At 61.2% G+C, this 22,593-nt stretch carries 16 protein-coding genes and 1 pseudogene; 3 read left to right on the top strand and 14 right to left on the bottom strand.

All coding sequences use genetic code 11. The features are described 5' to 3' along the window. Nucleotides 1-23: 23 nt before the first annotated feature. From HOLFODRAFT_RS0202495 to HOLFODRAFT_RS0202430, 14 genes and pseudogenes are all read right to left on the bottom strand, one after another. Complete coding sequence (locus HOLFODRAFT_RS0202495; RefSeq protein ID WP_005031748.1) at nt 24-2,612, bottom strand: MCP four helix bundle domain-containing protein; 2,589 nt, start codon at nt 2,610-2,612, stop codon at nt 24-26. A gap of 13 nt (nt 2,613-2,625) precedes the next feature. Next, a complete protein-coding gene (locus HOLFODRAFT_RS0202490) occupies nt 2,626-3,057 on the bottom strand; it encodes a chemotaxis protein CheW (protein ID WP_005031745.1) in 432 nt (143 codons plus the stop codon). Then, complete coding sequence (locus tag HOLFODRAFT_RS18920; RefSeq protein ID WP_005031742.1) at nt 3,054-5,723, bottom strand: chemotaxis protein CheA; 2,670 nt, start codon at nt 5,721-5,723, stop codon at nt 3,054-3,056. The genes HOLFODRAFT_RS0202490 and HOLFODRAFT_RS18920 overlap by 4 nt, the downstream gene beginning before the upstream one ends. Continuing rightward, the gene (locus HOLFODRAFT_RS0202480) at nt 5,716-6,051 is read right to left on the bottom strand and encodes an STAS domain-containing protein (RefSeq protein WP_005031740.1); all 336 of its coding nucleotides are present in this window, start codon (nt 6,049-6,051) and stop codon (nt 5,716-5,718) included. Before HOLFODRAFT_RS0202480 ends, HOLFODRAFT_RS18920 begins: the two co-directional genes overlap by 8 nt. Next, nucleotides 6,038-9,058 carry a response regulator gene (locus HOLFODRAFT_RS0202475; RefSeq protein ID WP_005031739.1) on the bottom strand — a complete coding sequence of 1,007 codons (3,021 nt, stop codon included), beginning with the start codon at nt 9,056-9,058 and terminating at the stop codon, nt 6,038-6,040. Before HOLFODRAFT_RS0202475 ends, HOLFODRAFT_RS0202480 begins: the two co-directional genes overlap by 14 nt. Nucleotides 9,059-9,455: 397 nt before the next feature. Next, complete coding sequence (locus HOLFODRAFT_RS18915) at nt 9,456-9,800, bottom strand: DUF1292 domain-containing protein (protein WP_005031734.1); 345 nt, start codon at nt 9,798-9,800, stop codon at nt 9,456-9,458. A 61-nt stretch (nt 9,801-9,861) separates the two neighbouring features. Further along, complete coding sequence (locus HOLFODRAFT_RS0202465) at nt 9,862-10,557, bottom strand: flagella basal body P-ring formation protein FlgA (protein WP_005031731.1); 696 nt, start codon at nt 10,555-10,557, stop codon at nt 9,862-9,864. Nucleotides 10,558-10,561: 4 nt separating this feature from the next. Next, a complete protein-coding gene (gene flgG, locus HOLFODRAFT_RS0202460) occupies nt 10,562-11,350 on the bottom strand; it encodes a flagellar basal-body rod protein FlgG (protein ID WP_005031729.1) in 789 nt (262 codons plus the stop codon). Nucleotides 11,351-11,377: 27 nt separating this feature from the next. Continuing rightward, complete coding sequence (locus tag HOLFODRAFT_RS0202455) at nt 11,378-12,121, bottom strand: flagellar hook-basal body protein (RefSeq protein WP_005031727.1); 744 nt, start codon at nt 12,119-12,121, stop codon at nt 11,378-11,380. 112 nt (nt 12,122-12,233) lie between these two features. Next, the gene (locus tag HOLFODRAFT_RS0202450; RefSeq protein WP_244432590.1) at nt 12,234-13,190 is read right to left on the bottom strand and encodes a branched-chain amino acid ABC transporter permease; all 957 of its coding nucleotides are present in this window, start codon (nt 13,188-13,190) and stop codon (nt 12,234-12,236) included. A 19-nt stretch (nt 13,191-13,209) separates the two neighbouring features. Further along, nucleotides 13,210-14,070: a branched-chain amino acid ABC transporter permease gene (locus HOLFODRAFT_RS0202445; protein WP_005038179.1), complete on the bottom strand. Its 861-nt coding sequence runs from the start codon at nt 14,068-14,070 to the stop codon at nt 13,210-13,212. An 18-nt stretch (nt 14,071-14,088) separates the two neighbouring features. Continuing rightward, nucleotides 14,089-14,809: pseudogene (locus tag HOLFODRAFT_RS18910) on the bottom strand (ABC transporter ATP-binding protein). A 48-nt stretch (nt 14,810-14,857) separates the two neighbouring features. Continuing rightward, nucleotides 14,858-15,577: an ABC transporter ATP-binding protein gene (locus tag HOLFODRAFT_RS0202435; RefSeq protein ID WP_005038182.1), complete on the bottom strand. Its 720-nt coding sequence runs from the start codon at nt 15,575-15,577 to the stop codon at nt 14,858-14,860. 85 nt (nt 15,578-15,662) lie between these two features. Next, nucleotides 15,663-16,982: an ABC transporter substrate-binding protein gene (locus tag HOLFODRAFT_RS0202430; protein WP_026938968.1), complete on the bottom strand. Its 1,320-nt coding sequence runs from the start codon at nt 16,980-16,982 to the stop codon at nt 15,663-15,665. Between the two features lie 644 nt (nt 16,983-17,626). Here HOLFODRAFT_RS0202430 and HOLFODRAFT_RS0202425 point away from each other — a divergent pair. The 3 genes from HOLFODRAFT_RS0202425 (at nt 17,627) to HOLFODRAFT_RS0202415 (ending at nt 22,237) form a co-directional block, all read left to right on the top strand. Then, nucleotides 17,627-18,829 carry an efflux RND transporter periplasmic adaptor subunit gene (locus HOLFODRAFT_RS0202425; protein WP_005031255.1) on the top strand — a complete coding sequence of 401 codons (1,203 nt, stop codon included), beginning with the start codon at nt 17,627-17,629 and terminating at the stop codon, nt 18,827-18,829. Between the two features lie 4 nt (nt 18,830-18,833). Beyond that, nucleotides 18,834-20,792: a MacB family efflux pump subunit gene (locus HOLFODRAFT_RS0202420; protein ID WP_005031254.1), complete on the top strand. Its 1,959-nt coding sequence runs from the start codon at nt 18,834-18,836 to the stop codon at nt 20,790-20,792. Nucleotides 20,793-20,860: 68 nt separating this feature from the next. Continuing rightward, on the top strand, nt 20,861-22,237 hold the full coding sequence (locus tag HOLFODRAFT_RS0202415; RefSeq protein ID WP_005031253.1) for an efflux transporter outer membrane subunit: 1,377 nt from the start codon (nt 20,861-20,863) through the stop codon (nt 22,235-22,237). Nucleotides 22,238-22,593 lie beyond the last annotated feature (356 nt).

Genomic DNA, 22,593 nt, shown 5'->3' with positions numbered 1-22,593 from the left:
CCGTTCAGGGCCCGCCCAATACACTAGACCCGGAACCGGGAGACGGACATCTGGAGTTTTTCCGCCAGCCGGGCCAGTTCCTGGGCGGCACCTTTGGTGTCCGTGGCGCCCCGGGTGGTTTCCTTGGCGGCGCCGCTGACCGCCACCACGTTGCGGGCGACATCGTTCATGCCGTGGGCTGCCTCGGCGGCGTTGCGGGCCACATCGTTGGAACCTTGAGCCAGCTGGTTGACGCTCCGGGTGATGTCATTGACCCCCTTGACGGCCTCCTGGACATTGCGGGCCACTTCGTTGGCGCCGGTGGCGGCCTGCTGGACGTTGAGGCTGACCTCGTTGGCGCTACGGGCGGATTCGCCCACGCTGCGGGAGATCTCGTTGGTGGTGGCGGTCTGCTCCTCCACGCTGGCGGCGATGTTTCCGGAGATGAGGTTGATCTCGTTGATGATCTTCACGATCTCATCGATGGCCTTTACTGCGTCCTGGGTGTTGGACTGCATGTCCTCAACCTGGGAGCGGATATCCTCGGTGGCGGAGGCGGTCTGCTTGGCCAGTTCCTTCACCTCGTTGGCCACCACCGCGAAGCCCTTGCCCGCCTCTCCGGCACTGGCGGCCTCGATGGTGGCGTTGAGGGCCAGGAGGTTGGTCTGGGCGGCAATGCCCTTGATCATGTCCACAACCTTGCCGATCTCCTGGGCGCTCTGACCCAGCTTGTCTACGGTCACAGCGGTGCTGTTGGCGGAGCTTGCGGCCTTACCGGCCACCGTGGCCGCCTGTCCCGAGTTCTTGGAAACCTCCAGGAGGCTGACGCTCATCTCCTCAATGGCTGCGGCGACGGTGTTCACGGCCGAGGTCATGCGCTCGGCGTTGTTGGAAATGGTCTTCATGTTGGAGGACATCTGCTCCACGGCTGCACCCACGGTGCCGAGGTTGGCCGAGACTTGTTCTGCGGCGGAAGCCACGGTGGTGGAATTGGAACTGATCTCCTCGATGCCCGCTGCCATGTTCTTCACATTCACAGAGGCCTGCTCGGTTGCGGCGGCTGCCGTGTTGGCCTGGTTGGTCATGTTGTCGGCGCTGCCCGTCATGGTGGTGGCGGTGGCCGAGAGTTCCTCGGAGCTGCTGGCCAGGGTGTTCGAAGCTGCAGAGATCTCGCGAATCGTGGTGGCCAGCTTGGCGACGCTGTTGTTGACCGCATTGCGCAGTTCCTGGAGCTTGCCCTGGTAGCTCTGGGGGATCTGGGCTGTGAGGTCGCCCTGTTCAATGGCGGCCATGACCCGCATGACCTCATTCACAGGGCCGATGACAGCGTCCAGGGTGTCATTCATGCCCTTGAGGATGACGCCCCAGCCGCCCTTGTATTTGCTCACATCCGCGCGTGCGTCGAGGTGCCCTGCCACGCCGGCCTGGGCCAGACTGCTCGTCTCTCCGATGAGTCCGTAGAGGCTGTCCACGCATGCGTTGATGTTCTCCTTGAGGGTGTTGAAATCGCCTTTGTACTCTCGGGTGATCTTCTCCAGATCTGCTCCGATGGCGACCTTGGCGATGAAACCAGAGGCCAGGGCGATGGGAGCCTCAAGCTGATCCACAAGGTCGTTGATGGCGCACACAAAGGTCTTCCACTCGCCCTTGAAGAGATCGGCGTTCCCCCGGTCATCCAGCCTGCCATTCTGGACGTTTGAAGAGATCCGCCCGACCCCTTTGATGATGGTCTGGAGATTGTCGGAGAGTTGCTTGAGGGCCGGGCGGATTTCGTCTCCGGCGTCCTTGGGGGTCAGATCGCTGCTGAGGTCCCCCTCCGCCACCTTTTTGAGGGTCCCCACGAGGTTCTGCTGGAGGTCGTCGGCGAAGTGGTCCATTTCCTGTGCCAGGATTCCGATCTCGTCCTTGCGCTCCATCCGTAGGCGGTTGCCCAGGTGACCCTTGGCCAGTTCCTGCATCATGGCCACGCCCTTGGCGAGAGGTTCGTTGATGCTCTGGGTGAGGAGGAAGCCCACGCCCACGGCAAGGATGATGCCGACGATGCCGAGGATGATGCTGGTCCGGATGGCACTGCTGAAAGTCGCCTGGGCTTCCTTGCTCAGAGCCTCGGCCTCCCGGGTATTGATGTCTGTCAGCTTACCCGCTGCTGTGGCGATGTTCAGGCGGGCCAGGACCACTTTGCTCCCGGCCCCCATGTTCTTGAGGGCCAATTCCGTGTTGTTCCTTCTCATATCTTCGATGAGGGTTCCGACCTCCTGTTTGTAGATGGGCCATGACTCCTCGAATCTCGCGAGTTCTTCCTTCTCCTCTGGCTTCAATGCGAGGGTGCGATATTTGCGGATCTCCTCATCCACAATGCTGGAGCACTTCTGGATGTTCTGGGCCAGCTCATTGCGGCTTTCCGGTGTGAAGACCATCCGGTAGATGTCCCCCCGGATCTCCCAGAGCGCAGAGTTGAGGCGTCCCACCATGGCCGTCGGAATGGTGCGCTCCTTGTACATGGTCTCTGTTCCCCGGTTGAGGGTGTTCATGCCGAAGTAAGTCCCTATGGCCATGACCACCAGGAAGAGGGCCACAAGGATGAAGCCTCCCAGCAGCTTGGTCTTGATCTTGAGGTTGTTCAGGGAATTCATGGGGCCTCCAGGCTCAGGATTCGTTCAGGATGTCTTCGAGTTTCAAGAGGACGATGAGACCGGTCCTGCCGTTGATAACGCCGGCCAGGAATCGGTTTCCTGAATCGGTGACATTGGCGGGCGGGGGCTCGGCAGAGGCGGCATCCTCCTCCACCACATCGGCGATGGAATCCACCAGGAGTCCCAGGATGTCGTTGCTGGTGGCGGTGGTCTTGAGGATGATGATGTTGCTCTGGGAAGTGATCTCCTTGGGTGGAGAGCCGAGACGGACCCCCAGGTCCATGATCGTCACAACCTGTCCCCGCAGATTGATGAGGCCACGGATGTGCTTGGTCGCCCGGGGTACCGGAGTGATCTCGAAGGCCTTGATGATCTCTCGCACGAGCTGGATCTCGATGCCGAAGATCCGGTCGTTCAGGGTGAACGTGGCGTACTGGGTCATCATGAGGCGTCTCCACTGGCGGCCACTAGTTGCAGGGGATCAAGGAAGATGGTCAACCGGTCATGCACCATGGCGGAGCCCAGGAGTCCTGGTCCCTGGATATCCACCGGCCTCAGATCCACATCCACATCCAGGGCGTCGAGGATGTCCGAGATGATGATGCCGGCCTGGGCGCCGCCTTCGGCCGAGGCCTTGGGGATGATCAGGTAGAGCTCGTTGCGACCCTGGGGGATGGGGCTCACTTCCATGAGCCGATCCAGTCTGAGAAGGGGAAGGGGCTCGCCGAGGTACTTCCAGTATTCCCGGTCACCCACCCGTTCGATGGCTCCCGGGTGGATGCGCTCCAGGCGCTTGACGTGCTCCTGCGGCACGGCGAAGCGCTCTTCCTCGGAGACCTTGAAGAGGATGATGGAACGGGTCCGTGAGGCTCGAAGAGCTGCCTCCTGGCGCTCCATCTCCTTGCGGCGCTTCTCCTCCTCCTGGATGTCCGAAAAGTGGAGATTGGCCAGGCTGGCGATGCCGCCTGGATCCAGGATCATGATGGCCCGGCCATCCCCGAGGATGGTGGCGCCGCTGAAACACTTGCAGTCCGAGATGAAGCTGGAAAGGGGCTTCACCACGATCTCCTCGATATCGAAGAGTTCGTCCACGATGACGCCGAACTGGTGGGGCCCCAGGCGAAGCACTACGACGCTGTAGTCGTTGCGCCCATCCAGGCGACGTTCCGAGCGTTCCTCCCGGGTCGGGGAACGTCGGTCAGCGATGGATGCCCTGCGATCCGGTCGCGACTCCTGGGTGTCGGGATCCTCGAATGTGCGGGGGATGTCCAGGGCATCCGCCAGCCTGATCAGGGGCAGGAGCTTGTCCCTGAGTCGCAGGACCTGGGCCCCATGGATTCGCTCGATGCGGGTCATGACTTCTGCGGAGCGGATCCATACGAACTCCACGATGTTCACCTGGGGGATGGCGAAGCGCTGCCGGGACACCCCCACGATCATGGAGGGAATGATGGCCAGGGTGAGGGGCAGGCGCAACAGGACGGTGGTGCCCATGCCCAGCTCGGATTCCACTTCAACTCGGCCCCCCAGTTTCTCTGTATTGGTGCGGACCACATCCATGCCCACACCGCGTCCGGAGATCTCCGAAACGGTCTCGGCGGTGCTGAAGCCCGGGGCGAAGATGAGATTGACGATCTCCCGATCCGTCAGATCCTGAGCCTTGCTTTCGGTGACCAGTCCCTTGGCGATGGCCTTCTGGAGCACCCTCTTCGGGTCGATGCCTCGGCCGTCATCCGAGATGGCGATATTGACCTGGCCCCCCTGGTGATAGGCATGGAGGACGATCTGCCCGGCTGGGGGCTTGCCCTTCTTGAGCCGCTCTTCGGGATCCTCAATGGCGTGGTCTGCGGAATTCCGAATGATATGGGTCAGTGGGTCTGTCAACAACTCCACAATGGACTTGTCCAACTCAACCCCGGCACCCATGATCTGGATTTCGATCTGCTTTCCCAGGGCCCGGGACATGTCCCGGATGATGCGCGGAAAGCGGTTGAAGACCGTTCCGATGGGTTGCATCCGGGTCTGCATGATCCGTTCCTGCAGCTCGGAGGTGACTTGATTTATGTTCTGGAGGATGGCCGAAAGGCCTGGGATATCCCGGGTGTGTCCGGACAGGGCTCGGAGGAGCTGGTTCCGGCCTAGAACCAGTTCTCCCACCTGGTTCATGAGTCCTGTGAGGAGATCGACCCGGACCCGCAAGGTCTCCTGGCCGGTGCTCTCCTTGGGGGCGTTCTTCCCACTCTCCTGTGGAGGGATCTCCTCCACCGGCTGAGGAGGGGGGGGCGGTGGCGCTTCCGGCGCGGGCACAACGGCAGGCGCAGCTTTGACAAGCCCCAGCTTCTCTTTCATGGCGCCCATGTCCAGGGGCACCACCTGTTCTTCTGGGAGCTTGAGAGCGATGACCGCAAGGTCCCGCTCCAGGACGGTGGCGAAGAGAAGGGCCACTGCGAGGTCCTGCTCAAGGCAGTGGTCCAGTTCCGCCACCGCTGCGATATCGATGAAGGCGTCCAGGCAGTTGCCCACACCCATGGCATTGTTCAGGAAACCAAGGGGGCTCATGCCCTTGTCCTTGATATCCCGGTGGAGATAGGCTGTGGCGTGATAGAGGTGCATGCCCCGGGTAACGGCGGATTTCAGAGCCTCTTCATCCATATCGAAACAGCGGCTCAGGGGATCCTCGGGTCGGGTCTGGACCGAAACCTTGCCCCCTACGGCGTGGCCCCGCTCTTCAAGAACCACTCTCAACTGCTCCATTTCCTTTTCGCAGGGCACTTGGTCGCTGTCGTGGATATCGTCCAGCATGGCCCTAAGGCGATCGAGGCTAGCCAGAAGGGCGTCCATGACTCCGGGATCGGCTTCCAGCTTGCCGTCCCGGATCAGCATCAGGACATTCTCCATGGTGTGGCTGAGATGTTTCAGTCGCTCGAAGGCCAGAAAGCCGGCTCCGCCCTTGATGCTGTGGATGGCCCGGAAAACCCGGTTCAGAACCTCCTGTCCCGCCTTGGAACCGCTCTGTTCCATGGCCAGCAGATCGGGTTCGATGGTGTTCAGGTGCTCGCGGCTCTCGGCGACGAAATCCGAGATGATGCTTTCGTCCACCAGGCTACTCATGGGGGGAGGTCTCCAAAACCGGGAAGAGCTTGGGGATGCTGAACAGCTTGAAGACCCGCACCAGATCCGGGACGGCCTCCTCCACTGAGAAGGGTATGCCTTGCTTCTGGCAACTCTTGTAGATCCCCAGGATCAAGGTGATTCCGAGGCTGTCGATCTGGTTTACGCCCGTCAGATCGAGCACGACCCTCTTCGGGGGGGGGGTCATGGCTTTCATGCACGATTCACGTTCTGCCTCGACGGTGCTGGCCACCAGATCACGACCGGGTTTCAACCTGAGAAGCTCGGCGGGCTTGCTGGAGTGAGGACGGGCTTTAGGAGTCGGCATCTCGTGGATCCTCCATCTCAAATTCCATAGTCAACTCCCCACCGAGCATGGTCAGCCGTGAACAGTAGTGGCGCATGATGGGAATCCCGCGGCCCCGTTCGGAGTTCGGGTCCATGGCCGCTTCGTGGTGCTCCAGATCGAATCCAGGACCTTCATCCAGGACCCTCAGGTGGAAATAGCTGCCATCGGATGCCAGCCACGCGTGGATGCAGATGCGCTGTTCCTTCCGGTTTCCATTGCCGTGGAGCATGGCGTTGGTGAGGGCTTCCCTGGCCGCCAGTATGATCTCAAACCGTTTGTTTGGAGAGAATACCGACACTTGGCATGCCGCCATGTAGTCCTTGAGCCTGAGGCAGATGTTGTCAATGTACCGCGGGGCCGAAGGGATGACGGCCAGGAGCTCATCCTCCTGGGGGACCAGGAGGGCCTGCTCGAAACCCACGACCAGAAGATCGTCGGAAAGGGCCCCTTTGCCGTGACTGCGAACCGCCTCGCAGATGAGGTTCAGGGCTTCCTGGATGGGATTGCAGCCGAGGCTGCTCCATATTTCGGGTGCCAGGGTATGGAAGTAGCTGCCCTCCGGGGAACAGGTCTCGAAAAAACCATCCGAGGCGACGAGGACCCTGTCACCCGGTTGGAGATGCAGCACCCGCTCTTCCATCAGGGGTTCGGGGAGGATCCCCAGAGGGGTGCCGTTGATCTGGATGGTCTGTGTCCTATCGTGTTCACACTGGAATACCAGACTGTGTGGGAGTCCGGCGTTGAGGAGATGGAGGCGCCCGGTCCGGGGGGTCCAGTGCCCCATGAGGGCACATGCGGGAATGTCCGGGAAGGGGCCGTTCTGGATGGCCTGGTTAAGGCCGTAGGCCAGGGGTCTCAGTCCTTCAAACTGGGTCACAAAGGTGGAGAGGATCCCGAGGAGGGAGGCCACAGCGTAGGAACTCACCACGGAGTGTCCGGCAATATCCGCCAGGACGAAGAGGATCTCTCCTTCCGGGAGCCTGAAGCATCGGAAGATGTCTCCCCCGGCGTCAGAAAGGGGCTCGTAGATGGAATAGATCGGAAGATCCTTCTCCTGGGTTGCCAGCAATGTGCTGTGGGCCAGGCGCACCTCCCGGGCCGTATTCTCAGCTTTCCGGGTATCGTCCAGAGAGTGGAGCATGCCGCTCACGCATTCCAGGAGGTTTTCCGGACTGAAGGGCTTGTTGATGAAGTCGTTCACGCCAAGTTGGAGAGCCGTCTTAGCGGTCTGCTGGTCCTCCATGGAGGTGATGACCGCGATGGGGATCCTGTGATCCAGGCGGCGGACTTGGCGAATCAGTTCCAACCCATCCATCCTGGGCATGATGATGTCGGTGATCAGCAGATCCACGGGGTGGGTCAAAGAGGCCTGGATGAAGGTTTCCAGGGCCGCGGCACCGTCCTGGGCCTCGATCACCATGTAACCGGCTTGCTGGAGGTTGCTGCGCAGGAAATTCCGGAAGACTCGGCTATCTTCCACCACCAGGACTGTCCGGGGCATGATTCCCGGTTCAGCTGGGGCAATGGGTTCGGAGCAGGGGGAATCCAGTTCCCGAGGGGCGGGGTGGCTCCCCAGGATGCGGCGGACGCTCCGGGCCAGATCTGAAACGGAAAAGGGTTTTGGCAGGCAGGGATGAACGGTGCCATGGGCCAGGGTTCCCTGCCCCCCGATGATCAGCAGCGGACGGTTGGACAGGGCCGCCAGTTCTTCCAGCCAAGTCAGGTCCGGTGCATCAGGAAGATCGCGTTCCGTGATCCAGAGATCGTGCTCCCCCGTGGGGCTCCAGAGGGCATCCAGGGCCCCCTGGGCCTTGTGGAAGACGCTCACCTCGTACCCCAGCGCCTCCATCCCATCCTTGAGGGCATTCGCCAGCAGGGTGTCGGGTTCCACCAGACCGATCCGTTCCTTGCCTGTCAACTGGAGGCTGGCTCCCTCCTTGAGGGGCGGGTGGTAGGGCACAGAGGCGCACGGGAAGCGGACAGCATAGGTGAACCCATCGGATTCGGTCGTCCATGCGAGACTTCCCCCGTGGGCTTCCACGATGGCATGAACCATGGAATGGCCGGGCATGGGGCCGGTGACGCTTTTCGACTTGGAAAGGCTCTGGAGGGTGATGAGCGCCATGCGCTCAGTCCCATCGATGATTTCCGAAAGTGTGACCTTGAGCAGGCCGCCGCTGGCGTCCAGAAACTGGGCAGCATTGTGGGCCAGGCTGGAAATCGTGGAGTGGATCACGCCGGGGCTTGCGGTGATCCATACGCCGGAGGTGAGGGCACTCTGGATACGGATGGAGATGGGCAGGGATGCGGCCACCAGGTCCAGTGAGGTCCTGATGCAGGCCGTGAGATCGATGGGGCGGGTGGCGGGGTCGGTTCCCGGGGCGATATGGGAGGCCTGCCGATTGAGTTCCACGCCTCTCCGGCAGGCCTGGAGGAGGTTCTCAACGCAGGGGGCCAAGGGGTCGTCCGAGGCGATGCGCCACTGGAGCAGTTCCGCCGCAGCCATGCCCAGGGTAAGGATATTCACCACTTCCCGGTCGATGCCCCGGATATAGGCGCCTACGGCGTCCAGGCGAAGGGTCTCCCGTTCAATGACCCCCCCGGGGACTTCCTTGCTTGTATCCCGGAGAATGAAGAGTATCGATTTGCCATCGGCGATGGGTGATGCCCAGCACTCCAGGAAGCGGGGCGGGCCTGCCTTGGTCTGGATGGATACGGGACCTTCCCATGTGCTGCCTTGCAAGGCACGCTGGCAGACCTCATGGAATTCCTCCGGATCGGCGAAGGGGGTGAATGGAGTGCCCAGGATCTCCTGGGCCGTGTACCCGGTGAGGGTCTCCGCCCTGGGGTTGAAGGAAACCAGATCGCCTTTGGGCCCGTATACGACCACACCCACCCGCAATGCATCAACCACGGAACCCCAGGACGTCTGCATCAGGGGGGCGGAGGCTGAAGCCTCGCTGTCTGCCGAACTCAGAGTGCGCAAGGGGTGTCCATGGTGAAATGGGTTCCAGGGGGACGATGCGGACAAGGTCGTGCGGGAATTGCCCACTGTCAAGAGCCCGTGTTGGCTAGGGTGGTGGTAATAAAATGTGATAATTCCAGCATTGGGTGGCGACAAAATACCAGCTGCCCGGGTGCCAGAAGAAAGGCACTCCTGGCCAGGTACCTGCCGACTCTCGTCTCCTCGATGATGAATGCAGCCGATGCAACGGCGAAGGTCTTCAGCGCGGGAGGGTACAGACGTGATGGTCGGGCTTTGCCCGGCCACCACGTGGGGGTCAAAGGGGGGACATCGCGAGCGCAGCGAGCAGGCGGTCCCCCCTTTCATAGAGAAAGGGCGGCCCTGGGGCCGCCCTCATCAAATCAAGTGGGAGTGGTGTCTACTTGTCCTCTTCAGCTTCCAGCTTGGCGGAGATCTCGTCGAGGTGCTCCATCAGGCGCTGGGCCAGGGCCTCGTCCTCCAGGACGGAGAAGTCGTCGCCGCTCACTTCGAAGATCTCGATGGAAAGCGGGGGATCCTCGTCCTCGGAAGCGCCTTCCGAATACGCCTGAACCTCGGCCAGGGGGGCCAGGATGCAGAAGTGGCGACCCTCGAAGTCGACTTCATCGAGGATGGCGAACTCCTCCTTCTCGCCGTTCTCGTCCTCCAGTTCCACGATCTCGATCTCGTGATCGTCATGGTCGTGATCGCAGTTCGGTCCGTGGACGTGCTCTTCGTGGGCCATACGGCGCTCCTTGGTCTAGCCTCTAGAGTACGGTGGCTTGCCCGACTCTTCCAGCATGATTTTATGGCCGCCCCCCCAGCCACTCTGCCCGGGTTTCTCCGGGGGCTATCACTACGGCGTGGATCATCTTCCTGGAACTGGGCAATTCCAGCCTGACCCGTTCCCCTTTGGGGCCGCTGCTTCGGGCGATGGCATCGGAGGTGATGGATATGGGACCCCAGTTCAGTTCCACCCGGACGTGATCACCAGCGCTTACCAGGGGGATGGGTTCGAAATCCGACCGGGTCAGGGTGCGGCCCACACCGATGGGGAAGCGTGTACGGAATCCATCCGGCAGGGTGGTGAGGGCCCCGGGGGGCGGGGTGCCTTCGAAGGGGACCTCCTCGATCTGAGATGCATCCGGCACGGCCTTGCGGGGCAGGGCAGTGGTGGTACGCAGCAGCCTTCCGGTCCATTTCCCTTCCAGATCCACACGGCATATCCCGGCAGGGGCCCCATCCACCAGGATGCGGAAGGCAACGAAGAAGCGCCCCATCAGGTCGTTCTTGCTGAGATGGCTGGGCTGGAAGGTGACAGCCCCCTTGCGCAGAGTCGGCAAGGCAGGGGGTTGTACGACCCGGAAGGTATGGCTGCCCCCGGTGGTGTCTGCCTGGGTCTGGGCGTACGTGATGGCCTGGTCCTTGAGCCCTTCGATGAGCATATCGGGCTCCGCCGCCCCCAAGAGGGCGCCCAGGAAGAGGAGCAGGAGGGTTCGCAAGGGATTACCGCTTCAGGGAGTTGACCAGGGAGAGCATGCTATCGGCAGTCTGGATGGTCTTGGAATTGGCTTCGTAGGCTCGCTGGCCAACGATCATGTTCACCATCTCCTCAGCCAGATCCACATTGGAGGCCTCCAGGAATCCCTGGCGGATGGTGCCCAGGCCGCTGAGTCCCGGTGTGCCTTCAATGGGATCGCCGCTGGCCAGAGTCGGCTGAACGAGGTTCCCGCCCAGGAGGTTGAGGCCAGCCGGGTTGATGAAGTTGACCAGGGTGAGCTGTCCGATCACTTCTGGCTGGGTCTGGGCCGAGCGGGTCACGGAGATGGTGCCATCCTGGGCGATGGTGACGCTCAGGGCGTCCTGTGGGACGGTGATCTGGGGCACCAAGCTGTTTCCGTTGGCGTTCACCAGGGTGCCATTCTGATCCACAGCAAAGGCGCCGTCACGCGTATAGGCGTTGGAGCCGTCGGCCTGGAGCACCTGGAAGAACCCATCCCCCTGGATGGCCATATCAAAGCGTCCCCCGGTGGTCTTGAAGTTGCCAGTGGTGTACTGGCGGGTCACAGACTGCACCTTGGCGCCATGTCCCAACTGGAGGCCCGTGGGAAGGCTGGTGTTGTTTGAACTGGAGGTGCCCGCCAGATTGATCGTCTGGTAGAGCAGGTCCTGGAACTCCGCCGAGGCTTTCTTGAAGCCTGTGGTGTTCACGTTGGCGATGTTATTGGCGATGACGTCCATGTTCATCCCCTGGACGGCCATTCCGGCGGCTGCGCTCCACATTGATCGCATCATGGCTTGGGTCTCCCTGTCTTTTCTGAGTTATCGCGAGGTTGCCACGTCGCTGAGGGCCTTGGCATCGAGGTCGTTGCTGATGGTGGAAGCCACCTTGAGGCTCATCTCAAAGAGGCGGTTGAGATTGATCATGTCCACCATGGCTGAAGCAAGGTCCACGCCGCTTTGTTCCAGGTAGCCCTGGCTCACCTTGGCATTCACGCCCGTCTCCTGGACGCCGTCTACAACGTAGCGGTTACTGCCAGCCCGTTCCATGAGTGTCGGGTTGGCGTAGGCTTTCAGGTCGAGCTGGCCCAGGGTGTCCTTGCCCTGCTGGATGGTGCCGTCCGGCTGAACAGAAATGTCCCCCTCAGAGGGGTTGATCTTAATTGTCTGGCCATTTTTGCCTAGCAGGGGGGACCCATCGGAGGCCTGGACTTCGCCACCCTCACCGATCTTGAATCGTCCGTCCCGGGTGGCCCGGATTCCCTGGGGGGTTTGAATCGTGAAGAAGGCGTTGCCCTCAATGGCCAGGTCCATCTTGCGCTGAGTTGGCTTCAGGGCCCCCTGGGAGAAATCTGTTCCCCGCTGGGCCAGCACGGTCCCGTCGTTGACATCCTTGCTGAGGGGCAATCCTCGCCCTTCCGCAGCAGCCTTATTGAATATGGAGAAGAAGGTGCGTTCCGTCTTGTAGCCGACGGTGGAGGCGTTGGCGATGTTATTCGAAACGGTGTCCAGCTGATAGGCCCTGGCCTTCAGACTCCCGGCTGCGACGTAATAGGCTGGATCCATCTAGGCACCTCTCACCTAGGTAGAGCCAAGTCCGTGCCAAAAAGCTGCTGGGCGAATGATCGGGGTTCCCCCCTCTCATTCGCCCAGCGGATTGCTTAGGTATTGCCGAGCTTCAGTCTGCGACGTAGCCAGTGAAATCGCGGTACCACTTGATCTTGCGGAGCATGCCCACAATCCCCTGAGGGGAGGCCAGCATGATGACCACCAGGATGATGCCCTGGATCAGGAGGCTGTAGCCGCTGTAGCGGGCCAGCACGAAGTAGAGGAACACCGCCACGATGGAGCCGAGGAAGGGGCCCTCCTCCGTGCGCACGCCGCCGATGACCGTGGCCAGGATCAGCGTCATGGTCCACTTCACGTTGAAGGTGTTGGAGGGTTCGATGTAGCCGTTGTTGAGGTAGTAGATGGCACCCGCCAGGCCCGTGACGGCACCGGCGATCATGAAGGTGTAGACCTTCAGCTTGAAGACGTTGACACCCGCGGTGGCGGCGGACTTGTCGTTGTCTCGGACCGCGGCCAGGCCCAGGCCCAGATCGGAGCGGAGCACGACGCGCATGATGACCATGGAAACCACGGCCAGCGCCAGTGCCAGCCAGTAGAAGTGGTCAGGCCGCAGGGATTCGATGCCCTTGACCATGTACCCGGCACCGGCACCCACCATGGGGCCACCAACGGGGCGCCAGAGGTAGAAGACCATCCGGAGGGCCTCAGGCACCACCATGGTGCCGATGGAGAAGTAGACCCCCGTCAGTCGGAACACTGCATTGGAGAGGAGCAGGGAGAAGAGCGCCGCCACGATGGCCCCGAGGAAGATCCCGCAGTACCAGGGGATCCCGATCCAGGTGCCGATGACCATGGTGTACCCGGCCAGGCCCAGGAAGGCGGGCTGGCAGAGGGACACCAGACCGGAGTAGCCCGCCAGCAGGTTCCACATGTTGGCCATGGTCAGATAGATGGCGAAGAGGAAGATATAGAGCAGCCAGCTTCGGGGGGCCCCCAGGACCGGCAGGAGCGCCAGCACCAGGGCCGGCACGAGGTAGCCGAGCAGAACAGTTGGTTTGGTATGCATCTTGGTTCCCATCATGCACCTAGCGTCCAAAGAGTCCCTGGGGCCGGAAGGCCAGGAGGATCAGAATGATCACGTAAAGCACCAGCATCTGAGCGTTGGCGCCCAGGAAGTGCGCGCTCAGGGTCTGGACCACCCCCAGGATGATGCCCCCCAGGAAGGTGCCCATCATGCTGCCCAGGCCGCCGATGATCACCGCGCCGAAGGCGATGGTGAGGAAGGTCGTGCCCGAGGTCGGCGTGAAGGGGAAGGTCATGCCCAGGAAGGTGCCGGCGATGGCCGCGGAGACCATGGCAATGCCGAAGGCGTAGTAGTAGATCCGCTTGGTGTTGATGCCCATGAGCTTGGAGGCCCGGGTATCCTGCGCGGCGGCGGAAATGGCCCGTCCCATGTAGGTCCGCTTGAGGAACTCCTGCATGACCAGCATGACCACCACGCCCACGATGAAGTCGAGGAGGTAGATCATGGGGAGCTGCCGACCGAAGATGTGGAAGCTCGCCTGGGAGTAGGCGGTGTTGATGCCCCGGGACTGGGGGGAGAACATGATCTGATTGGCGTTCTGGATGATGAGGGAGAGGCCGAAGGCGATGATCAGGGGCGCCTCGGCGCCGATGGTGACGGCCTTGCTCATCAGGTACTTCTGGATCAGGATGCCGATGCAGAACATGAGGGGGACGGTGATGACGAGACCCAGGATGGGATCGATGCCCAGCATGGTCAGGACCGCGTAGGATCCGTAAGCGCCCAGCACGACGAGATCGCCGTGGGCGAGGTTGATGAGTCGCATGACCCCGAAGACCATGGACAGACCGAGGGCGGTCAGGGCGTAAAGGCCGCCCAGCATGACCCCCATGAGGATGGGTGTGAGAATATCGCCAGACATGTTTATTTCCTCGCGGAGCTAGACGCCGAAATAGGCTTTGCGGACATCTTCGTTATCCCTAAGTTCCAAGGCCGTTCCGCTCAAGGTGATCTTGCCGGTCTCGATGATGTAGGCCCGGTCGGCTTCCTTGAGGGTCTTGACGACGTTCTGCTCCACGAAGAGAACAGTGATTCCCTGGGCCTTGATCTTGTGCAGGGTCTTGAAGATCTCATCCACGATGATGGGGGCGAGCCCCAGGGAGAGCTCGTCGATCATGATGAGCTTGGGGTTCGGCCATGAGGCCGCGCCCGATGGCCACCATCTGCTGCTCACCGCCGCTCATGGTCTTGGCGAGCTGCTTCTGGCGGTCCTTGAGCTTGGGGAAGAGATCGAAGACGCGCTGGAGGTTCTTGTCCTTGTGCTTGCGCGCGTTGGGGGTGTAGGAGCCCATGATGAGGTTGTCCATCACCGTCATCTCAGGGAAGAGGCGACGGCCTTCGGGCACCTGGGTAATGCCCAGATCCACAATCTCGAAAGGCTCGAGCTTGCTGATGTCCTGCCCCATGAAGGTAATGCTGCCGCTCTTGGGGTGGTTCACGCCGTTGATGGTGTCCAGGAGGGTGGATTTACCGGCGGTGTTGGCGCCGATGAGGGCGCAGGCCTCGCCCTCCCGGACTTCCATGGAGAGGTTCCAGATGGCCTGGAATCCGCCATGGAACACGTCTATGTTCTGGATCTTGAGAATCGGTTCGGATTGCATATCGCTTGGGGCCTCACGATGTACGGTTTTTGAGGGTGATCAGCGCGGCTAGGCCCCGAAGTAGGCCTTGACCACTTCGGGGTGGCACATGATCTCGTCGGGCTTGCCCTCGGCGATCCAGGTGCCCTTGTCGATCACCACGATCCGGTCCACCACGTTGCACAGGATCTTCAGGACGTGCTCAATGATGACGATGGTGATGCCCATCTTGCGGAAGAGGGCGACGGTCTCCAGGATCTGGGGAACCTCGGCCTCGGTGGTGCCAGCGAAGACCTCGTCCAGCAGGATCACCTTGGGCTTGCGGGCCAAGGCGCGGGCGATCTCCAGCTTCTTGAGGGTCAGGGTCGGCAGCTTGCCTGCGCGGGTGTCCTTCTTGTCGCCCAGGCCCACCATGTCGAGGATCTCGTCGTTTTCGGCCAGGCCCTGCTCACGGCTGATGCCCCGACCAAAGACGCTGGAGACAGCGGCATTCTCCCGGACGGTCAGATGGGAGAAGGGGTGGGGGATCTGGAAGGTCCGGGCGATGCCGAGGTGGCAGATCTTGTGGGCGGGCATGCCGGTGATGTCCTTGCCCTCGAAGAAAATCTGGCCCGAGGTAGGGGCCTGGGCGCCAGCGATGAGGCTAAGGAGGGTGGTCTTGCCCGCGCCGTTGGGGCCCATGAGGCCGAGCACCTCTCCCTCGTAGACGTCAAAGCTCACGTTGTTGTTGGCCACCAGACCGCCGAAGCGCTTGGTGACTCCCTTGATGGAAAGAATGGGTTCACTCATATCAGTTGTCACACACCTTGAACAGGGCTGTTGAAATCCTCACCGGAGAGCGGGCTGGCCTGCCAACCCGCTCCCCAGGTCAGGCCTACTTGGTGGGCAGAGGGAAGACCGGCTCGCCAGTCTTGGTGGCGAAATCATGCTTGGAGAGCACCACCTTGAGTTCCCACTTCTCGGGACCGTCCTTCTTGAACCACTGGCCGAAGAGCACGGGGCCACGGCTGAAGTGGTTCTCGTCGAACTTCACACGGTGACCGATGGTCAGGAGATCCGTGTCCTTGAGGGCAGCCTGGACCTTGTCGGCCTCGATGGACTTGGCGCGCTGGATGGCGTCGACCAGCACCTGCACGGCACGGTAGCCGGGGCCGATGGCGGGGTTGATGGGCTGGTTCTTGGCGGCCTTCCAGCGGCTGGCCAGGGACATGGGGGTGGTGTCACCGATGCCCGGGCAGTTCTTGAAGGAGGGATCCCACCAGATCTCGGAGCCGATGCCATTGGCAAGATCGCCGCCCCAGGAATTGGCGTCATTATAGTAGAGGGCACCACGGCTGATCATGACCAGCTTGGGGTTGAAGCCCAGGGACTTGCACTGCTTCCAGACGGCACCGAAGAAGGGGCCGGGGGAGTTGCCCCAGAGGATCTGGACATCCGCATCCTTCCACGCCTTGATGACGGAGGAGAAGTCGGTGGTTTCCATGGGCATCAGGCCCAGGTTCTTGTCGACGCCGACGGCGGTGTAGCCCAGCTTCGCGAGGGAGGGGCCGAAGACGGTGTACCAGCCGCGACCATCGGGGTCGTCGGAAGCCAGCACGCCCACCTTCTTGTTGGTCTGGCCACCGAACTGGGTCAGCATGTCGGTCCAGGTGTCGAGCACGGTGTATCCGGGCTTGCCCGCGCGGAAATCGTCACCCGTGGCCGGGGTGGCAATGGCCATCAGGCCAGTGGCCCAGGTGTACTGCCACTTGGTGGGGGTCTCGTTCCTCATGCCCATCCAGGGCTCCAGGGGACCCACGGCGGTGATGTAGGGCACCTTGTAGCGGTCGCAGGCCTGGGAGACACCGGCGTGCATCGGGGGGGGCTCATCACCGCTCACGATGAAGCTGACGTTGTCCTGGTTGATGAGGCTCTCGGCCAGGGAACCGGCCTTGTTGGGATCGCTCTCGTTGTCGACAATCACGAGCTTGATGGGCATCTTCTGGTCGCCGACCTGGACACCGCCCTGCTTGTTGATGTCCTCCACGGCGGCCTGGATGCCGTACACGCCACCCTGACCGAAGGACGCGAACATGCCGGACTGGGCATGAACCACACCCACGCGGATCTCTTTCCCGCCCTTCTTGTCGCACCCTGTCACGAGGAGTGCGGTGACAGCGGCCAGGCCTGCTGCGATTGATGCGAGTTTCTTCACGGGTTTTCCTCCATCGTGGTAGTGGGAGTTGGCCGAGCGACTAAATTCGCTGGCAGAGCGATACCAGAAGCTGTAATTGAAAATCCAACTTCTGGTGCGATCGTTTCCTAACTGTTGTATAGCTGCTTCCAGCCGACCAAATAGCCATGGCCTCAACATGTAAGATCTGGAATTTCTGTTGTTTGGACTACTGAAGGGTACCCGTCCACTGTGCTCCTCGTCACATGTGTATGTCAAGTCAAAAGTGTTCTTAAAAAAATCAATCACGGTTTGTGACTAAATTGCTTAGGGTTGTCTGCCGTACCTGGATGCTTATGGTTTGGGTTCGCGGACCGAAATATTGTCTATCGAAGATGGCTGGGGGTTGACACTCATTCTAGCAGCCGAGCCGGGAGATGGTCGCTGGGGTGGCTATCAAAAATGTATTTCAGTCCGATCGAGGAGGTGGGTCCATATTCTCTGATCAGGAGTTTGGGCATGGGTAGTCTTTGATCGCCGAATCCCGAGCGAGTCTTTAATTCTGGTATTTTTAATTCATTTAGGTCTTTGCGGTCGGCCTGTTTGAATCAACATTCGGCGGGCGATGCGGTGGTTTCGAATATCCCGGGTCGGGACTGTCACCTGGGATAGTACGGTGTATTCCCATGAGTGGAATGAGTCGTAAGCGAAAGATCCTGTTGTCCGTGGGTGCCATCTTCCTGCTGATGGTCCTTCTGGCTTTGAAATCCATCTGCTTCAGCAAAGACAAGGTGCCCATCATCTCGGCCCCTGCGGCTCGCATGGACATCGAGGAGAGTGTCCTGGCCAGTGGGACGATCAACGCCCTCAAGACTGTGGAGGTGGGTGCCCAGGTGTCCGGTCAGCTCAAGAACCTCCATGTGGCCGTGGGCGATCGGGTCCACAAGGGGCAACTTCTTGCGGAGATCGATCCGGTCATCAAGCAGAATTCCCTCAGGGATGCCCAGGCCTCCCTGGAGAGCGCCACAGCCTCGCGTCGGGCCAAGCAGGCCCTCCTGCATCAGTACGAGTTGGCTTTCAAGCGGCAGCAGATTCTGACGGCCCAGGAGGCAGGATCAAAGGCGGACCTGGAAGTGGCTCAGGCCACCCTTGAAAGCACCCGTGCGGATATCCTGGCCCTGGAAGCCTCCATCAATAAAGCAAAGATCGCTGTGGAGACTGCCAAGGCGGATCTGGAATACACCCGTATCTCGGCCCCCATGGACGGGGTGGTGCTCAGCATCAGTACAGAAGAGGGGCAGACCGTGGTTTCGACCCAATCCGCCACCACGATCCTGACCTTGGCCAACCTGGACATCATCACGATCAAGGCCCAGATCTCCGAGGCTGATGTGGCGAGGGTCAGGCCTGGCCTGAAGGTCTACTTCACGACCCTGGGGGATTCGGATACGCGTCACTACAGCAAGCTGAGGGCCATCGAGCCTGGCTCTACGAGTTCCAGCAGTTCCACCACCTCCTCCAGTTCTTCCAGTTCCTCGTCCAGCAGCACGTCTGCTGTCTACTACAACGGGCTCTTCGAGATTCCCAATCCCGAATCGGCGTTGCGATCCTCCATGACTGCCCAGGTTTCCATTGTGCTGAACGAGGCTCGGCAGGCTCTCTGCATCCCTGTGGCGGCGCTTGGGGACAAGGACAAGACTGGTTGGTGCATGATCAAGGTTCTCCATGGAGATCGGCCCGAGCCTCGCAAGGTGCGCATCGGCATCAACAACCGGGTCCACGCCCAGGTGCTGGAGGGCCTGAGCGAGGGCGAACCGGTCGTGATCGGCGACACTGCTGTTGCTGTCAGCACCAACAATTCCATGCCCCCGCCACCCCCCAGGAGGTAGTGGCATGACCCCGCCTCTCCTCGAACTCACGGCCCTGGGTCGGCGCTACCCCTCCGGCGACCAGGATGTCATCGCCCTCCAGGAGGTGAACCTCACCATCCAGGCCGGAGAGATGGTCGCCATTGTCGGACCTTCCGGCTCAGGGAAATCGACCCTGATGAATATTCTGGGCTGCCTGGACCGCCCCACAGAGGGCAGCTATCGGGTCCATGGCCAGGAAACGGGCAGCCTGGACAGCGACGCATTGGCGCGTCTGCGCCGGGAGCACTTCGGCTTCATCTTCCAGCGGTACCACCTGCTGCCCCATCTGGATGCGATACAGAACACGGAGATTCCCGCCATCTACGCAGGGGCTGACAAGGGGCAGCGCCGGGAGCGGGCAAAGGAACTCCTGGCCCGCCTTGGTCTCACAGACCGCGCCAGTCATCGTCCGGGCCAGCTTTCGGGCGGTCAGCAGCAGCGTGTCTCTATTGCCCGGGCTCTGATGAACGGCGGCGACGTCATCTTGGCGGATGAGCCTACGGGCGCTCTGGACAGCCGCAGTGGCCAGGAAATGATGGCCATCCTTCATGAACTCCACGGCCGGGGCCACACCATCATCCTGGTGACCCATGATATGCAGGTGGCCCACCACGCCCAGCGGATCATCGAGCTCAGTGATGGACTCATCGTCCGGGATCAGCCCAATCCAGGGGCTCCTCCTGATACTGGGGTAAAGCAGCAACTGCAGCCTCTCCAGGATGGGGGGGGACACCCGTTGCGGGCGGCCTGGGGTCGCTTCGGTGAAGCCTTCCGGATGGCCCTCATCGCCATGGCCACCCACCGCATGCGCACCCTCCTCACCATGCTGGGCATCATCATCGGCATCACTTCGGTGGTTTCGGTGGTGGCATTGGGGCAGGGAGCTCGTCAGAAAGTGGTGAATGACATCAGTTCCATGGGAACCAATGTCATCGATGTCTATCCTGGTGGCGATTGGGGGGATGACAAGGCGGGTTCAACCTACACGCTGGTTCCCCAGGATCTGGAGGCCCTCAAGTCCCAGGTCTATGTGGATAGCGCGACCCCTGGCACCAGTGGAAGTCTGGTCCTGCGCTACCGGAACATCAAGGCCAACGCCTCGGTGAGCGGTGTCGGAGAACAGTATTTCCGGGTGAGGGGACTGGAGATTGCCCAGGGCAATGCCTTTGATGAGCAGGATGTGTCCCACCAGGCCCAGGTTGTGGTCATTGATCAGAACACCAGGAAGAAGTTTTTCCCCAGTGAAGACCCCATCGGAAAGGTGCTCTTTCTGGGCAGTCTCCCGGCTCGGGTAATCGGGGTGACCAAGGCGAAGGAAAGCCCATTCGGCAACAACTCGAACCTGGATGTCTGGGTGCCCTACACCACGTCCATGGGACGGATCCTGGGGCAGCACTACTTCAGTTCCATCACGGTGCGGGTAAGGGATGGGGTCTCCAACCAGGTGGCTGAGCAGAGCCTCATCAATCTGCTCAAGCGGCGCCACGGCACCAAGGACTTCTACACCAGCAGCTCGGACAGCATCCTGAAAACCGTTCAGAAGACCACTGCCACCCTGACCCTCCTCATCTCCGCCATTGCGGTGATTTCCCTGGTGGTGGGCGGCATCGGTGTCATGAACATCATGCTGGTCTCCGTCAACGAGCGCACCCATGAGATCGGTATCCGGATGGCCGTAGGGGCCCGGCAGGATGACATTCTCCAGCAGTTCCTCATCGAGGCCGTGCTGGTCTGCCTCCTGGGGGGGGCCATCGGGATTCTCATGTCTTTTGGGGTGGCGCTGGTCTTCCCCCTGTTTGTCCAGGCCATTGCCATGAAGTTCTCGGTGCTTTCCATCGTGGCTGCGGTGGTTTGCTCCTCCGCAATCGGGGTGCTCTTCGGTTTCCTGCCGGCCAGGAATGCCGCACGGCTGGATCCCATCGAGGCCCTGGCAAGGGAATAGCTATGGGCTCCGGAAAGATGATCACAATGCAGTTGCATAGCGCTCTTCAGGCGTCAGGAAGGAAGAGGATGGGCAGGAAGGGGGTGCTGTTCGGGTGCCTGACGTCTTTACTGGTCGGGACGGGGTGTCTCAAGGTCCACCGTGAAGCCCCAAAGGTTCATCTGCCGCAGGCATGGCAGGGAAGGGCACTCACCGGGGCGGCCATCGCCGACAGGGAACACTGGTGGAAGGCCTTCAATGATCCCGTGCTGGATGGGCTCATCGATCGGGCATTGCGCACCAACAACAATCTGGCCGCTGCCACCCTCAAGGTCCGGAAGGCACGCCTGGAGGCCGGTCTTGTGAATACGAATCTCACGCCGGAGCTGAGCGCTGGTCTGAGCGGAGAGACGAGTCGGGATCTGAAGGCCCATGTGAGCACCCGCAGCTATTCCGCTGCCCTCACCCTCAGTTATGAGGTGGACCTCTGGGGCAAGTTGGCCAGCACCCGGGAGGCAAGCAAGTGGGAGGCCATGGCTACGGAGGGGGATCGCCAGAGCACAGCCCTTGCCCTGGTGGGGACCACCGCTTCGGCGTACTGGCAGGTCGCATACCTGAACCAGCGCATCGCCGCGGCCGAAGCCAGCATCGCCTACGCAGGGAGGAGTCTGGAGCTGGTACAGGTCAAGTTCGACGCTGGAGCCGTATCCAGGCTGGATCTGGTCCAGGCACAACAGGCTTTGGCCAGTCAGCGGGCTACGCTATCCGATCTTCAGCGCCAGCGCACTGCGGCTCGCAACGCGTTGGCCATCCTTTTCGATCAGGCTCCAGAGAACAGCGTGCCCGAATCGGCCAAACTGCCCGAGGCTCCCCTTCCGGCGGTGGAACCCGGACTCCCTGCCAGTCTTCTGGCCCAGCGCCCCGATCTGAGGGCAGCAGAATTGAGGCTCAGGGAGGCCTGGGCCAATGTGGATGCCACCAAGGCCAGCTTCTACCCATCCTTTACGCTTACGGGTTCCCTGGGGAGCAGCAGCGATGCCCTGAAGAAGGTTCTCAGGAATCCCATCGGGACCCTGGGAGCGGAGCTTGCGCTGCCCTTCCTTCAATGGAACACCGCCAGGAAGAGTGTGCAGATCTCCCAGACATCCTACGAGATTGCCGTGGTCAACTTCCGCCAAACGCTGTACGCGGCACTGGGGGATGTGGAGAACACCCTCGCGGCCCACGGGGATTACCGGACTCAGGGGGAACACCTGGAGGCATCATTGAGCCTCGCGAGGGAGGCCGAACGCCTGACCGAAGCGCGTTACCGGGCTGGGGCCACGACCTTCCAGGCTTGGCTGGATGCCCAGGAGTCCCGGCGCACTGCCGAGAACACCCTGGCGGAGAATCGTTTGAACCGACTTGAGAACCTGATGGCCATCTTCCAGGCCTTGGGTGGCGGCATGCAGCCCACCGACAAGTAGAGCGGGAAAGGATCAAGGCCCGAGGCCCGCCGGATGAGGCGGGCCTTTTCGCAATCGGACTCAATAACAAAAACTTTGCCTAGAAAAAAAAGGAGTAATCACCAGCAGCCCAGGGCTTCCGCAAGAATTAATACTTGCCAAAGCCTGTCAGGGTGCTATTCTAGTATTTCGCTGCGGTTGAGGCTGCAACGGGACAGAAGGCGGGGCGGTCGGGAAACGACGGTCAAGCCGGGATGGAACGGGAGCCTTCGGGTTCTGGTGTCATCCTGACGGTTCAGGCGTCTTTGAAAGCCGGATAGAGAGAATGGAAGCCTTTGAGAAGCTACCGTCGCAAGACGGTAAGCGATCAAACATAT

The organism is Holophaga foetida DSM 6591 (assembly GCF_000242615.2).
GTDB classification, from domain to species: domain Bacteria; phylum Acidobacteriota; class Holophagae; order Holophagales; family Holophagaceae; genus Holophaga; species Holophaga foetida.
The sequence above is the reverse complement of the archived record's forward strand: the minus strand, read 5'-3'. Positions and strand labels throughout refer to the sequence as shown.

Excerpts from the sequence above, each read along its gene's own strand:
- HOLFODRAFT_RS0202495 (WP_005031748.1), bottom strand. The coding sequence starts at position 2,612 with ATGAATTCCCTGAACAACCTCAAGATCAAGACCAAGCTGCTGGGAGGC.
- HOLFODRAFT_RS0202490 (WP_005031745.1), bottom strand. The coding sequence starts at position 3,057 with ATGATGACCCAGTACGCCACGTTCACCCTGAACGACCGGATCTTCGGC.
- HOLFODRAFT_RS18920 (WP_005031742.1), bottom strand. The coding sequence starts at position 5,723 with ATGAGTAGCCTGGTGGACGAAAGCATCATCTCGGATTTCGTCGCCGAG.
- HOLFODRAFT_RS0202480 (WP_005031740.1), bottom strand. The coding sequence starts at position 6,051 with ATGCCGACTCCTAAAGCCCGTCCTCACTCCAGCAAGCCCGCCGAGCTT.
- HOLFODRAFT_RS18915 (WP_005031734.1), bottom strand. The coding sequence starts at position 9,800 with ATGGCCCACGAAGAGCACGTCCACGGACCGAACTGCGATCACGACCAT.
- flgG (WP_005031729.1), bottom strand. The coding sequence starts at position 11,350 with ATGATGCGATCAATGTGGAGCGCAGCCGCCGGAATGGCCGTCCAGGGG.
- HOLFODRAFT_RS0202455 (WP_005031727.1), bottom strand. The coding sequence starts at position 12,121 with ATGGATCCAGCCTATTACGTCGCAGCCGGGAGTCTGAAGGCCAGGGCC.
- HOLFODRAFT_RS0202450 (WP_244432590.1), bottom strand. The coding sequence starts at position 13,190 with ATGCATACCAAACCAACTGTTCTGCTCGGCTACCTCGTGCCGGCCCTG.
- HOLFODRAFT_RS0202445 (WP_005038179.1), bottom strand. The coding sequence starts at position 14,070 with ATGTCTGGCGATATTCTCACACCCATCCTCATGGGGGTCATGCTGGGC.
- HOLFODRAFT_RS0202435 (WP_005038182.1), bottom strand. The coding sequence starts at position 15,577 with ATGAGTGAACCCATTCTTTCCATCAAGGGAGTCACCAAGCGCTTCGGC.
- HOLFODRAFT_RS0202425 (WP_005031255.1), top strand. The coding sequence starts at position 17,627 with ATGAGTGGAATGAGTCGTAAGCGAAAGATCCTGTTGTCCGTGGGTGCC.
- HOLFODRAFT_RS0202420 (WP_005031254.1), top strand. The coding sequence starts at position 18,834 with ATGACCCCGCCTCTCCTCGAACTCACGGCCCTGGGTCGGCGCTACCCC.
- HOLFODRAFT_RS0202415 (WP_005031253.1), top strand. The coding sequence starts at position 20,861 with ATGGGCAGGAAGGGGGTGCTGTTCGGGTGCCTGACGTCTTTACTGGTC.